The sequence below is a fragment of the Pseudomonas sp. Pseusp11 genome, assembly GCF_047304405.1.
Taxonomy (GTDB): Bacteria; Pseudomonadota; Gammaproteobacteria; order Pseudomonadales; family Pseudomonadaceae; genus Aquipseudomonas.
On sequence record NZ_JBGLZF010000003.1, the window covers coordinates 109947 to 123307 of the forward strand.

The following is a 13361-nucleotide window of genomic DNA, read 5'->3' on the forward strand; positions in this document are numbered from 1 at the left end:
CATGGGCAGACTGAGCGATTTTTTCAGCGGCGAAATCGGCCGTCGTCGGGTCTGGCTTTTTTTTCAACTCGCGACGCTGATCTATGTCATTCCGCTGATCCTCGCCGACTATCCCTACATCGATGACAACTGGCGTTCACTGTCCGCCGGCACGGACTGGGTGGGGCAGGGGCGGTTGTTCACCGAGCTGTTCTACAACGCGCTGACCTTCAGCGATGCCGCGCCGAACATCTTTCCGTTGCCGCTGTTGATCGCCTCCCTGGCCATGACTTTTGCGTTGACCAGCCTGACGTTTCATTACTACCCGCAGCCGACGCTATCCTGCTGCATGGTGGTGTTGCCGCTCTGGTACAACCCGTTCTTCCTGCAGAACCTGTCGTATCAATACGACGGACCGACTAATGCCTTGAGTCTGGTGGCGGTGATCTATGCGATCACGTTTCGTCATCCTTCGCGCATCCTGCAATGGCTGGTGCCGGCCTTCCTGATTGCCCTGGGGCTGGGGCTCTATCAGGTGAGTATTAATGTATTTCTGGGCCTGTGTTGCCTCGAACTGCTCAGGGGCGCGAACGATAAATGGGCCTGGCCGCAATGGTGCGAGTTGATCGGCTGGAAACTCGCGCAGGTGGTGCTCGGCGGCTTGATCTACAGCGTCACCGCTTATCCATACATGGATCAGACCCGTGTTTTGTTCCTGAACTGGGCGGCAGCACCCTGGCTGCAACTGGAAATCAACATCGGCCGTGTGCTGGAAAAAGTCGTGCTGCTGTTTCACGGTGGATTCACCTGGGTGTTCGCCGTGCTGCTGTTGTGCGCCATCGCGGGCAGCGTACGGTTGGCCCGGAACGTGGTGGCACGCCAGGACACAGGGTTGAGAAAAGTGCTGATGGGCCTGGCGTGTGTGTTGACCGTGCCGGTCGTGATTTTTCTAGTGTCGGGGGCTGTGTTGTTTTTCCGGGATTTCAATGAAGGCGCCAGAACCTTGATGGGGTTCGCAGTGCTGTTGGTGCTGCTGTTCTATTTGAGCCATCTGGCGCTGGCACATATTCATGAGCGGCTGACGCTGCTGTTGGTGGTTCCGCTGCTGGCCATGCTTTCGATGTCCTACGCCTATGGTCGCGTACTGTCGGTGCAGAACACCTTCGCTTCCAGCGCGTTGTTTTCCCTGGGGCATGACATTGCATCCCATCGGCAACTGCGCGAGGCCAAGCGCATATACATGTCGGTGAGTTATTCCGATCACTGGCTGGTGGAGGCTGCAGGCTCGTTCAAGCAGATGCCGGTTTTGCATTATCTGCTGAACATCAACTTCTACATGCTGGCGGAAAACCTGCCGAAAGCGGGCATCACCAACGTGGTCGCGGAGCGGGAGCGACGCAACGCGACGCTGATGGGTTATCAGGGTTATCCACCGCTGGTGGATAACAAGTTCTACAGCCTCTATCTGTTGGGTGACTACGGTTTCATCGTGATGAAAGAGCCAACGCCGATCGCCACGCTTGCGTGGTGAAAACGGTGAGCGCTCCTGCGATCTATCTCAAACGCTTGCCATCCGGGGTTGCCGACGGTGCGGGTTTGCTGGTGGTGCTGGCGATCGCATTGTTGGCGAGATTTCACGCTATCACCGTGCCGGTCATCTGGTACGACGAGGCTTACAGCATACTGCTGGCCGAGGGCTCGCCTGCGTACATCTGGGGTACGACGGCTCGGGATGTTCATCCGCCGCTTTACTATGTCTTGCTGCATTACTGGATGGTGCTGTTCGGTCATGGCGTGTTGTCTGCGCGGTCCCTGAGTGCTCTGGCTGATGTCGGCACGTTGTTGCTGGGCATTAAATTGATGAGCCTGTTGGCGACGCGAAGGGCGACATGGATCGCAGCATTATTGTTGGCGTTGCTGCCAATATCGGTGCGCTACAGCCAGGAAGTGCGAATGTACACCTTGCTGGGGTTTTGGCTGATGGGGGCGACTGTGGCGCTGGTGTGCTGGGTCAAGGCGCCGGATCAACAGCGTTACCCGGCCGTTTACGTGCTGTTGATGACGGCGGCTTTTTACACGCACTACTTCGCCGCATTGTGCGTGTTGGTGCATTGGCTTTTTTGGTGGCGAGTGCGCAAGGTCCAGGACACAGTCCCCGTACGTGCGTGGATACTGGCCAACAGTGCAATCGTCGTGTTGTACCTGCCGTGGGCACCGCCTCTCATCAGTCAATTGCTGCGAATGGATGGGCTCGAATGGATACCGCCACTCACCTGGCCGACGGTGCTGACCTTCGTTTGGCAACTGGTGGTGATGGAGGGTTCGACCAGTGACTTATGGCGCGTGACACCCTTGGTCTTGATCATTGTTTGCACCGCTGCCGTACTGTTCAAGGCACGCAACGAGCGACCCTTCAGTGTTTTGCTGGTCGGCTATTTTTTTGTGCCGGCACTGACCGTGTTTCTGGTGTCGCTGATCGTTCCGGTTTTCAATGCCAGGTACCTGGTGTTCGCCGCCGCTGCGTTGCCCCTTATTGTTGCGCTCGCACTGGACGCATTGAGCCAACGCCACGCTGTCCTTGCTGCTGTCGCCATGGTTTTTATTGTGTTGGTGGAAGTGCACGGGCTGTCGGCGATTTACGCACAAACGGATGAGATGAACGGCACCAGCATTCGCAGAGACGCGAAGCTGGATGCCGTGGTCGCCGGTCTCGGCCGTGAAGCCCATCCAGATGACGAAATCGTTGTGGATAACCTGTATTGGTACTTGCCGTTCATGTACTACAACTCGACAGGCATTCAGCCACGGCTATACGTCTTCAAAACAGCGACCGGCACCCTGTGGGGAACCGCCGAATACGGTGGTTGGGCACTCATCCCCCGTCACCTGCACTGGATTTTCTTCAATGACTTTTTGACCCTGAAACTGAATGCCAGGAGAGTCTGGTGGGTGACGGGCATTGCTCGTCCTGAGCATGACGCCTTGTTTCCGAAACATTGGAAGCATGTGCTGACGCTAAGGGAAGGGGGCAGTGAGGCTCGTTTGTTCGTCGTGGAGGACGCGCCAATCCCTGAGATTGGCGCGCAAACACAGCCTATGCAGCTGCCGCATCATTAGGCTCGAAACTGTCCGCCCGTGCCATCTGCCACATCCGCGAATAGAACTCGCCGTTCACTTCCCCGGTGAGCAACTCACCTGGCTTGAGGAACACATGCAACTGCGAAAACAGCTTGATCTCGGTCGCCGACATGCGTCGCACCAGATGCTTGGCCGACAGCTGTGAAGGATGGTCGAGGCCTGCGGCGGCGAGCATTTCTGCCAGGGCCTTCAGCGTATTGCGATGGAAATTGAACACGCGCTGGGCCTTGTCCGGAACGACGAGCGCGCGCTGGCGCAGGGTGTCTTGGGTGGCGACACCGGTCGGGCATTTGTTGGTGTGGCAGCTTTGCGACTGGATGCAGCCGATGGCGAACATGAAGCCGCGCGCCGAGTTGGCCCAGTCGGCGCCGATGGCCAGGACGCTGGCGATGTCGAAGGCGCTGACGATTTTGCCGCTGGCGCCGAGTTTGATCTTGTCCCGCAGGTTCAGGCCCACCAAGGTGTTGTGCACGAACAACAGGCCTTCACGCATCGGCACGCCGATATGGTCGGTGAACTCCACGGGCGCGGCGCCGGTGCCACCTTCCTTGCCGTCGACCACGATGAAGTCCGGAAGGATGCCGGTTTCCAGCATGGCCTTGGCGATGCCCATGAATTCCCAGGGGTGGCCCAGGCAGAACTTGAAGCCCACGGGTTTGCCGCCGGACAGTTCACGCAGTTGCGCGATGAAGTGCATCATTTCGATCGGCGTGGAAAACGCGCTGTGGCGCGACGGCGAAATGCAGTCTTCGCCCATCGGGATGCCACGGGTTTCGGCGATTTCCTGGGTGACTTTGTGCTTGGGCAAAATCCCGCCATGGCCGGGTTTTGCGCCTTGGCTCATTTTGATTTCGATCATCCGCACTTGCGGGTTCTGTGCCTGGGTGGCGAAGCGCTCCGGGTCGAAGCGGCCATCGGCGGTGCGGCAGCCGAAGTATCCGCTGCCCAGTTCCCAGGTCAGGTCGCCGCCGTTTTCCCGGTGATAGGGGCTGATGCTGCCTTCGCCGGTGTCATGGGCGAAGTTGCCGAGTTTGGCGCCTTGGTTCAACGCGCGAATGGCGTTGGCGCTGAGGGAGCCGAAGCTCATGGCCGAGATGTTGAACACCGACGCCGAGTACGGCTGGGTGCACTGCGGGCCGCCGACCATCACCCGGAAACTGCTCGGGTCGCTCAACGGTGCCGGGCGCATCGAGTGGCCGATGAATTCGAAACCCGACTGATACACGTCGATCAGCGTGCCGAAAGGTTTGTCGGCGCTCTCGTTCTTGGCTCGCGAATACACCAGCGAACGCTGAGCCCGGGAGAAGGGCAGGGCATCGCTGTCGGATTCGAGCAGGTACTGGCGGATTTCCGGGCGAATGCCCTCCACCAGATAACGGATATTGCCCAGGATCGGGTAGTTGCGGCGCACCGCATGAGGACTTTGCAACAGGTCGAACAGACCCACCAGGCTGAGGACGCCGGTGACGGCGGTGATCGGCCAGAGCCAGTCGTATGCCAGGAAGGGCAGGCTGGCGAGGGTGAATATCACACAGACGGCAAAGAAGGCGTAGCGGCTCAGGAGTGACAGGCTCATACGGTTTCCTTGGGTTCGGACTCGGTCATATAGGACCGTGGTATACAGGCTTTTGTGGCGAGGGAACTTGCTCCCGCTCGGCTGCGCAGCAGTCGCAAAACCTGCTGACGGGATTTGTCTGACTGAACGCATTGCCTGTTTTGGGTTCGCTTCGCGATCCAGCGGGAGCAAGCTCCCTCGCCACAGAGATCTCCTGTGTTAGCACAGAGCGTCAGGCATTCTGCGCCTGGAGAATAAACGAAAACAGCCTGGATTGAGATTTGATCCCTTGTTCGGCTGGTCAGACAGCCGCTTTCGATTGGCGCATCGGCAGCTCGACCCGAAACGTGGTACCCACGCCGACTTCGCTGCGTACCGAAATATCGCCCCGGTGTTTTTTCACGATGCCATAGGACAGTGACAACCCGAGCCCTGTTCCCTGGCCCACCGGTTTGGTGGTGTAGAACGGGTCGAATATTTTCTGCAGGCATTCCGGTTCGATGCCTGATCCGGTGTCCGCGACTTCGATCGACACCGTTTCACCTTCAAGCCCGGTACGCAGGGTGATGGTGCCCCGTTCCGGACCCATGGCCTGAGACGCGTTGACGATCAGGTTCATGATCACCTGATTGATCTGCGACGGCAGGCATTCGATGTCAGGCAGCGTTTGATACTCCTTCACCACATCGGCCTTGTACTTGAGTTCATTGGCGACGATGTTCAGCGTCGACTCGATGCCCTGCTGCAGGTTGGCCCACTGCCATTCCTGATTGGAGTCGACGCGGGAGAAGTCCTTCAGGTCCTTGACGATCTGCCCGACCCGATTGATCCCGTCCTTGGATTCCTTGATCAGCAGCGGAATGTCTTCGCGCAGAAACTCCAGCTCGACCTTTTCACGGAGCTGGCCGAGACGTTCGAGAACCTCGCTTGAGGTAATGGCCGCCTCCGCCTCCCGATAGGCATCAAGCATGGCCTGCAGTTGTTTGAAATAGCCATCGAGGGTGCCGAGGTTGGAGGAAATGAAACCGATGGGGTTATTGATTTCATGGGCGACCCCCGCCGCCAGTTGCCCCAGCGAGGCGAGTTTTTCCGACTGCACCAGTTGGCTTTCCAGTTGTTTGCGCTCGTCGATTTCCCGCTGCAATGCTTCGCTGGCCTGCTTGAACTGGGCCGTGCGCTGGTCCACCAGATGCTCCAGATGGCTCATCTGGATAGACGCTCGTTCGGTCATGTCCCATTTGGTGAGCAGGGTGTTGGCCATCTGCTGGACTTCAATGTTGTCGAACGGTTTTTTCAGAATCAGCAGGCGGTCGTGGGCGTGCAGGCGCTCCAGCAGTTCATCCCACGAATAGTCGGAATAGGCGGTACACACCACCACTTGCAGGCTCGGGTCTTCCTGCCACAGGTGTTCGATCGTCTGTGCACCGTCCCAGCCCTCGGGCATGCGCATGTCGACGAAGGCCAGGGCGTAGGGGCGGTTTTCCTGTAAGGCCTGGACGAGTTTGCCCAGGCCCTCCTGACCGCCATAGGCTGAATCCAGCTCGAACAGAAGCTGGGTGGATTTCACTTCGCTGCCGAACAGCGCGGCCTCCATTTCGTCCAGTTCCGCATGTTTGGCCGATGTCGGGGTGAGGATCTTGCGAAAGTCATCATGGATGGACGGGGTGTCGTCGATCAGCAGAATGCGGCGGTTCGAAAGGTCGCTCATGCTTCCTCCATGACGGGTTTCAACGGGATCTGCAAGGTGAACAGGGCGCCCTTGCCCGGTCCGTCGCTGTGGGCGGTGAGATGGCCGTTCATTTCGATCGCGGCCAGCGCGCAGCTGTGCAGGCCGAAGCCGTGGCCTTCCTTGCGGGTGGTGAAACCGTGGGCAAAGATCCGCGTCATGTTTTCCGGCGCAATGCCTTCGCCGTCATCCTTGACGCTGATTTGCAGGATCGTGTCCTCGACGACTTTTACCCCAAGGGTGATCTGTCGGGCTCGGTTGCTGAGGTCGGACATGGCGTATTTGGCGTTGCTGATCAGGTTGATCAGGATCAGCAACAAGCGGTGCTTGTCGCCCATCACTTGCGGTACGTCGCCGTACTCCTTGACCACTGTGACGTGATGCCGGGTCAAGGCGCCTGCGTTCATGCGCAGGGCGTCCTCGAGTAGTTCGCTGATGTACAGCGGTTCCACCAGGTTGTTGGCCCCCGCGTAGGACTGCTGGGTGGCGACGATGTCTTTGATGTGATCGACGCTTTTGCTCAGCTGCGCGAGTTCCTCGGTCATGCCTTGCTGTTCGAGGGCAATCGCCTCCACCAGTTGATTCAAATAGCCGGGCAGTAATTTTCCTTTCTCGTTCTGGGTCAGAAAGGTCCCGAGGTCGCTTTGATGCTCGTTGATCAGCTGCATCGCCTTGCCCAGCCCCTGGGCCTTGCTGCTACGCAGCCGGCGGCTGACCAGATCGGCCGAGATGTTCACGCTGTTGAGCACGTTGCCGACGTTGTGCAGCACGTTGGTGGCGATTTCGGCCATGCCGGCCTGACGCGCGGTGTCGAGCAATTCGCTCTGGGTATCCTTGAGTTCGCGGGTGCGCTCTTCGACCCGTTGTTCGAGGACTTCGTTGGCGTTTTGCAGTTCCTTGTTGACCCGCTGAGTCTCCCCGAAGCTGCGCATCAGGCGAATTGCCAGGTACACCAGCACCAGCACCAGCAGCGTCGAAAACACCAACATGTAGAAGTGGTAGCGCTGGTCGATGGCATCGGATTGCTGCTGGTCTTTGTTCAGCAGGCCGGTAATGTCGTCCAGTCGTTCGGCCACGGGAATGGCCTCGATGTTTTCCAGTAACCGATTGACCACCGGTTGTTCACGCAGGATCAGCGCGATGTGGTTGCTCAAAATATCGATCGGGCTGTGAAACTGCTCCGGCAATCGCTGCTTGTTCACCCCCAGTTTGTTCAGCCCCAGCAGAATATCCGCCGCTCTATCGTCGGAGGTGACCTGGGCGAACTCCAGGCTGCTGAGCAGCAAGTCGTAGGTGTCGGTGGCAATGTTCTGCAGTTGCAGTTTGTCTTCATCGGGCAGTCGGGTAAGCGGTTGCTGGATGTCGTCTTCGGCCGTGGGCAGGAACGCCAGTGAGTTGCGCAGCACCGCGTTGTGGGATTTGAACTGCTCCACCAAGCGGGTTTTTTCCTGGATGGCGGCAAGGTATGCCTCATGACTGGCACGCCAGGTCGGCGTGTCGTTGCGGCCGTGACTGGACTCCATGCTCTCGAACCGCTGCCACAGGCGCGTCATCTCGCTCAACGGTGTCACCAGTGGATCGTAGTTGTGACTGATGGCGATCCTGGCCTTGAGAATCTCGGTTTCCCATTGCGCGTTCAACTGTTTGATCCGGCCGATCAAGTCCCGGGACTCGGCGTAGGTCGACGTCTCGCTCGAACTGGATTTGAGGTACAGGAACAACAGCGTCGAGGCCAGCAGCACGGCCACGGCACCGAGCAGTGCCAGGTTGCGGCGGGGGAACGTTTTCATAAAGGTTTGCCTCCCCATTCACCGGTCAGGGTCTTGAGGAATTTGATGATCAGGTCCTTGTCCTTGTCGGAGGGCACACGGCCGAGCTGGAACTTGAACATCACGTCTACCGCCTCTTCGAGGGTTTTAGCCGAGCCGTCGTGAAAGTACGGCGCGGTCACCGCGACATTGCGCAGGCTCGGCACCTTGAACACGTTGCGGTCCTCTTCGGCCTTGGTGACCAGATAGCGGCCCAGATCGGCTTCGGTGGGGTTGCCACGAGCCTGAAAGTAATCACCCATGACCCCGAATTTCTGGAACATGTTGCCGCCGATGTTCACCCCCTGATGGCAGGCAATGCAGCCGTAGTCCTTGAAGCGTTGGTAACCGTACTTCTCGTCAGTCGTGAGAATGTCGGTATTGCCCGACAGGTATTGGTCGAAACGCGAGTTGGCGCTGATCAGCGTGCGCTCATAGGTGGCCAGGGCACTTTGCACATTGTTCATGGTGACGCCGTCCGGGTAGGCCTTGGTGAAAGCGCTTTTGTAATCCGGGTCGGCGGACAGCATCTGGACCACATGCTCCCAATGACTGCCCATTTCACTGGGGCTCTGCACCACTTCGTGGGCTTGGGTTTCCAGAGAATCGGCGCGGCCATTCCAGAATTGCCGGAAGTTCAGGCTGGCGTTGAACACGCTCGGGGTATTGATCGTCAAGGGATCGCCCTTGAAGCCAGTGGACAATGCCTTGTCGTCGGCGCCGCCGATTTCCAGGCGATGGCAACTGGCGCAGGACAGGCTGTTGTTGACCGACAGCCGTGGTTCGTTGAACAACCGGCGACCGAGTTCGACTTGCAAGGGATTCTGCTCGGGCACTGCGGGCAAGGGTTTGAGCGGTTCGTCCAGCGGTGCGCCACTGGCTATCAGACAACAACCGAGTAGAGGCGCAAGGAGCAAGTAGCAGAAGGAACGTGACATCTTATGATTCCTTGGCTCAGGGTCTGTGTGTCGTTGCACATCGTTCAGGAGATTGGCTTTACGGAGGTCAGGTATTGCACGAAGGCGTCCGGCTCCACGGCTTTGCTGAAGTAGTAGCCCTGGCCTTCCTCGCAATGGAGCGCCTTGAGAAAATTCAGTTGTTCGAGGGTTTCCACCCCTTCGGCAATGACCGTCAGATTGAGGCTTTTGCCCAGGCTGATGATGGCGCCGACCAGGGCCGCGTCGTTGCTGTCACGGCCCAGGCCACGAATGAACGATTGGTCGATTTTCAGTACATCGATGGGAAACCGTTGCAAGTAACTCAGGCTGGAGTAGCCGGTGCCGAAGTCATCGATGGCCAGCCGTACGCCCAAAGCCTTGAGCCGATTCAGCGCGACCATCGTGGCATCGACGTTCTGCATCAATACGCCCTCGGTGATCTCCAGCTCCAGCAACGCGGGGTCCATACCGGTTTGCTGGAGTATCTGTTCGATGCCTTCGACAAAATCCCGCTGGCGGAAATCAATGGCCGACACGTTCACCGACATGCACAGATTCGGCAGGCCATTTGCCTGCCAGGTACGGGCTTGCCGACAGGCCTGGGCCAGCACCCATTTGCTCAATGGCACGATCAAGCCGCTGTCTTCGGCCACACCGATGAAGTCTGTCGGGTAGATCCAGCCTTGCCCCGGTTTTTGCCAGCGGATCAACGCCTCGGCGCCGACCACCTTGCCGCTGCCCAGGTCGAGTTTCGGTTGGTAGTGCAGGACAAACTCGTTCCGCTCCAGTGCCAGGCGAATCCCCGACTCGATGGTCTGCTGTTCCCGCGCGCGCTGGTTCATCTCATCGATGAAAAAGCTGAAATCGTTGGGGCCGCTTTCCTTGACGTTGCGCATCGCGGTTTCGGCTTTCTTGATCAGAGCGATGGCATCGAAACCGTCATCGGGATAGATGCTGATGCCCAGGCTGGCCGTCACGCTCAGGTCATGTCCGGCGACGTGCTGGGGCGCACGTATGGCGTTCAACAGTTTTTCGGCGATGCCCTTGGTCTGTTGGGGGTGGTGGATGTCGGCCAGGATCACCACAAATTCGTCGGAGCCGTAGCGAAACACCGAGTCGGAGGCGCGCACGCAGGCCACCAGGCTTTGCCCGACACGCTTGAGCATCTCGTCACCGGTCGGGTGACCCAACGCATTGTTGATCCGCTTGAAGCGGTCGAGCCCCAGAAACATCACCGCCAGTTGTTTGTCATGGCGCCTGGACAAGGCCAGGGACTGGTTCAGCCGGTCACCCAGCAAGGTGCTGTTGGGCAGCTCGGTCAACACGTCGTACTGCAACAGATGAGACACCTTGAGCAGTTCGTGGACCCGGGCTTCGATGGTTTGCTCCAGGCTCAGCACTTTCATCGCCGCATCCTGCGCCATCTGCCACTTCCAGGTCAGGGCGCTAGCCATCTGGCGGATTTCCAGGCTGTCGAAAGGTTTTTTCAACACCAGCAATTGATCGCCGAACTCCAGCCGTTCGGCCATGGCTTCCCAGGTGTAGTCGGAGAACGCCGTGCACAGCGCGATTTGCAGGTTAGGATCGGCTTTCCAGAGCCGTTCGATGGTTTCCAGGCCATCCCAGCCAGGCGGCATGCGCATGTCGGTGAACGCCATGGCGTAAGGGCGACCTTCTGCCTGGGCCCGCTTGACCAGTTTGAGTGCTTCCTGGCCTTGATAGGCGGAGTCGAGCTGGAAGACCAGCCGAGTCGTTTGTGGGGTGTCGAACAGCGCGGCTTCAGTGCCGGCGAGGGTGAGTTCATCGTCGGTATCGGCGCCCAGAATCTTGCGGAAGTCCTCATGGATCGAGGGCGTGTCATCGATGATCAGAATGCGCCGGTTGGCCTGGATGAACGAAGTTTTCATTCCTTGTCCTCCGTGGCACGTTGCGAATCGCCCGGCATTGCTCCGGGATTTTGATTCGCGTGCACGATGCTCCCGGCCTTCAACAGTTCGGCGGCCTGCTGGCTGCTGACCGCTTTGCTGAAGTAGTAGCCCTGGGCATTCATCGGTGAACCGGTGGCCATCAGCGAAGTACGTTGCTCCTGGGTTTCGACACCTTCGGCGATGATGCCGATCCCGACGTCGCGGGCGAAATTGATAATGGCCCGCAAGGTGGTGGCGCTGGCCGCGTCGTGGGCGGCAGTGTCGATGAACGCCTGAGCGAGTTTCAGGTGATTGACCTGGTAAGTCCTGAGGTAGTCGAACGAAGAGTATTCGGTGCCGAAGTCATCGATGGCGATCTTCACCCCCAGCTCATGCAGGCGCGGCAGGATATCGTTGTGCGTCCACTTGGTCTGGGCAAGGGTCGCTTCGGTGACGTCGAAACGCAGGTCCCACGGGCACAAATCCCAGCGGGCAGTGGTGCGCAACACGTCATAGATCAGCTCGGGACCACTCTTGAGCTGGGCCAGGGACAGTTTTATCGCCACCACCGGTGGTGCCATGCCTTCGTCGCGCCACTGGTGCATTTGCCGACAGGCGCGCTCCAGCACCCAGTGACCGAGGGCGATGATGATGCCGGTCTTTTCCGCCGCGGGCAGGAATGCCGGGGCTTCCAGTAAACCGCGTATGGGGTGATTCCAGCTGACCTGCGCTTCCATGCCGAGGATCTTGCCACTGCTCAGGTCTACTTCCGGCCAGTAACGCAGTTCGAGCTCGTCGCGTTCGATGGCGGTTTTCAAGTCGTTGGCGATGGTCATGCGCTCGACCACTTCCTGATTGATTTCCTCGGAGTGGAAGTGGTACTGGTTGCGGCCCTTTTCCTTGGAGCGATACAGCGCCATGTCGGCCTGGGTCAACAGGCTGTCGGCGCTGAGGCTGACCTGGGTGTAGCTGCTGATACCGATACTGACCGAGACCCGCACGTCGTTGCCGGCCAGGGAGTAGGGCAGCACCAGTGCATCGCGGACCTTGGCGGCCAGGGCCGCTGACTGGGTCGGATCGCCGACGTCCAGTTGCAGGATCGCGAACTCGTCGCCCCCCAGGCGGGCGACCACGTCGTTTTCCCGCACGCAGGTTTTGATCCGTCGGGCGACTTCCTGCAGCAACAGGTCACCTACCGGGTGGCCCAAGGTATCGTTGATGCGCTTGAAGTGATCCAGGTCCAGGTAAAACATGGCGAACGGGGTGGCCCCTCGCCGGGCGGCGGCGAACGCCTGATGCAGGCGCTCGATCAGCGTCGCGCGGTTGGCCAGCCCGGTCAGCCCGTCGGTGCGGGCCAGCAGGGCAATCTTTTCCTCGGCCAGTTTGCGTTCGGTGATGTCGATGATGATGCCTTCGACTTCCAGCAAGCGGCCTTCATCGTCGCGCACCGGGATGTAGCGGTTTTCGACCCAGCGCCAGTCACCGTCGCCGGTGCGCATCCGGAATTCGATGGAAGCACCGGCTGCATGGCGGTCCAGCACCCGCGCCATGGCGGTGTCGACTTTCTCTTGATCGTCGGGATGGATCAGCTCCTGAGCCCAGTTGGACGAAGCCACCAGGGCCGCCGCGATGTGGCCGTATTTGGTGATGTTGTGGGAGATATACATCAACGGAAACGACGGTTCGCCCCGCAGCCGATACAGAATGGTCGGGCTGTTCTGCACAATGATGTTGGCGTCGGACAGCTCTCGGGTGCGCTCCTCGACCGCTTGCTCCAGCAGGGACATCTTCAGCGCCGCGTCTTCGGTCATTTGCCACTTGGCGGTCAATGCGCTGGCCATCTGGCGGATTTCGATGGCATCGAACGGTTTTTTCAGGATCAGCAGGCGATCGCCCAGATCCAGGCGCTCGTCGATGTCTTCCCAGGAATAGTCGGAATACGCGGTGCAGAGCGCCACTTGCAGCTTGGGATCGACCTGCCACAGGCGCTCGATGGTTTCCAGGCCGTCCCAGCCCGGCGGCATGCGCATGTCGATGAAGGCCATCGCGTAGGGCGAGTCATTCGCCAGCGCGGTCTCGACCTTGTCCAGCGCCTCACGGCCCTGAAACGCGGATTCGATGATAAAACCTTGCGACGATACCGACACGGGGGTGCCGAACAGGGCGTTTTCAGCGCTGGCCAGACTGTCGTCTTCGATCGATGACGGGCTGAGAATCTTGGCGAAATCCTCGTGGATCGACGCGGTGTCGTCGACGATGAGGATCCGACGATTAGTCCGCGCAAGCAGCGTATTCACTGACATGCGCCTG

General features: G+C 59.2%; 8 protein-coding genes. 2 read left to right on the forward strand and 6 right to left on the reverse strand.

Going from position 1 to position 13361, the window contains the following annotated elements; translation table 11 throughout:
* Position 1: 1 nt before the first annotated feature.
* Both ACCC96_RS03265 and ACCC96_RS03270 read left to right on the forward strand, forming a co-directional pair.
* Positions 2-1510 carry a glucosyltransferase domain-containing protein gene (locus ACCC96_RS03265; protein WP_413694990.1) on the forward strand — a complete coding sequence of 503 codons (1509 nt, stop codon included), beginning with the start codon at positions 2-4 and terminating at the stop codon, positions 1508-1510.
* Complete coding sequence (locus ACCC96_RS03270) at positions 1507-3096, forward strand: hypothetical protein (protein WP_413694991.1); 1590 nt, start codon at positions 1507-1509, stop codon at positions 3094-3096. The genes ACCC96_RS03265 and ACCC96_RS03270 overlap by 4 nt, the downstream gene beginning before the upstream one ends.
* Here ACCC96_RS03270 and ACCC96_RS03275 read toward each other — a convergent pair.
* From ACCC96_RS03275 to ACCC96_RS03300, 6 genes are all read right to left on the reverse strand, one after another.
* Entirely contained in the window at positions 3074-4693 is a 1620-nt protein-coding gene (locus tag ACCC96_RS03275; protein WP_413694992.1) for an FMN-binding glutamate synthase family protein, read from the reverse strand. The genes ACCC96_RS03270 and ACCC96_RS03275 overlap by 23 nt on opposite strands.
* A gap of 280 nt (positions 4694-4973) precedes the next feature.
* Positions 4974-6380, reverse strand: coding sequence for an ATP-binding protein (locus ACCC96_RS03280; RefSeq protein WP_258672489.1), 1407 nt, complete (start codon positions 6378-6380; stop codon positions 4974-4976).
* Entirely contained in the window at positions 6377-8188 is a 1812-nt protein-coding gene (locus ACCC96_RS03285) for a DAHL domain-containing protein (RefSeq protein WP_258672490.1), read from the reverse strand. The genes ACCC96_RS03280 and ACCC96_RS03285 overlap by 4 nt, the downstream gene beginning before the upstream one ends.
* Entirely contained in the window at positions 8185-9144 is a 960-nt protein-coding gene (locus tag ACCC96_RS03290) for a cytochrome-c peroxidase (RefSeq protein WP_230175096.1), read from the reverse strand. Before ACCC96_RS03290 ends, ACCC96_RS03285 begins: the two co-directional genes overlap by 4 nt.
* 44 nt (positions 9145-9188) lie before the next feature.
* Positions 9189-11051 carry a putative bifunctional diguanylate cyclase/phosphodiesterase gene (locus ACCC96_RS03295; protein ID WP_258672492.1) on the reverse strand — a complete coding sequence of 621 codons (1863 nt, stop codon included), beginning with the start codon at positions 11049-11051 and terminating at the stop codon, positions 9189-9191.
* Positions 11048-13354, reverse strand: a complete 2307-nt coding sequence (locus ACCC96_RS03300) for an EAL domain-containing protein (protein ID WP_413694993.1) — start codon at positions 13352-13354, stop codon at positions 11048-11050. Before ACCC96_RS03300 ends, ACCC96_RS03295 begins: the two co-directional genes overlap by 4 nt.
* Positions 13355-13361 lie beyond the last annotated feature (7 nt).

What these genes read in the sequence shown, in the direction of transcription:
- ACCC96_RS03265 (WP_413694990.1), top strand. Translation starts at nt 2, where the DNA reads ATGGGCAGACTGAGCGATTTTTTCAGCGGCGAAATCGGCCGTCGTCGG.
- ACCC96_RS03275 (WP_413694992.1), bottom strand. Translation starts at nt 4,693, where the DNA reads ATGAGCCTGTCACTCCTGAGCCGCTACGCCTTCTTTGCCGTCTGTGTG.
- ACCC96_RS03280 (WP_258672489.1), bottom strand. Translation starts at nt 6,380, where the DNA reads ATGAGCGACCTTTCGAACCGCCGCATTCTGCTGATCGACGACACCCCG.
- ACCC96_RS03285 (WP_258672490.1), bottom strand. Translation starts at nt 8,188, where the DNA reads ATGAAAACGTTCCCCCGCCGCAACCTGGCACTGCTCGGTGCCGTGGCC.
- ACCC96_RS03290 (WP_230175096.1), bottom strand. Translation starts at nt 9,144, where the DNA reads ATGTCACGTTCCTTCTGCTACTTGCTCCTTGCGCCTCTACTCGGTTGT.
- ACCC96_RS03295 (WP_258672492.1), bottom strand. Translation starts at nt 11,051, where the DNA reads ATGAAAACTTCGTTCATCCAGGCCAACCGGCGCATTCTGATCATCGAT.
- ACCC96_RS03300 (WP_413694993.1), bottom strand. Translation starts at nt 13,354, where the DNA reads ATGTCAGTGAATACGCTGCTTGCGCGGACTAATCGTCGGATCCTCATC.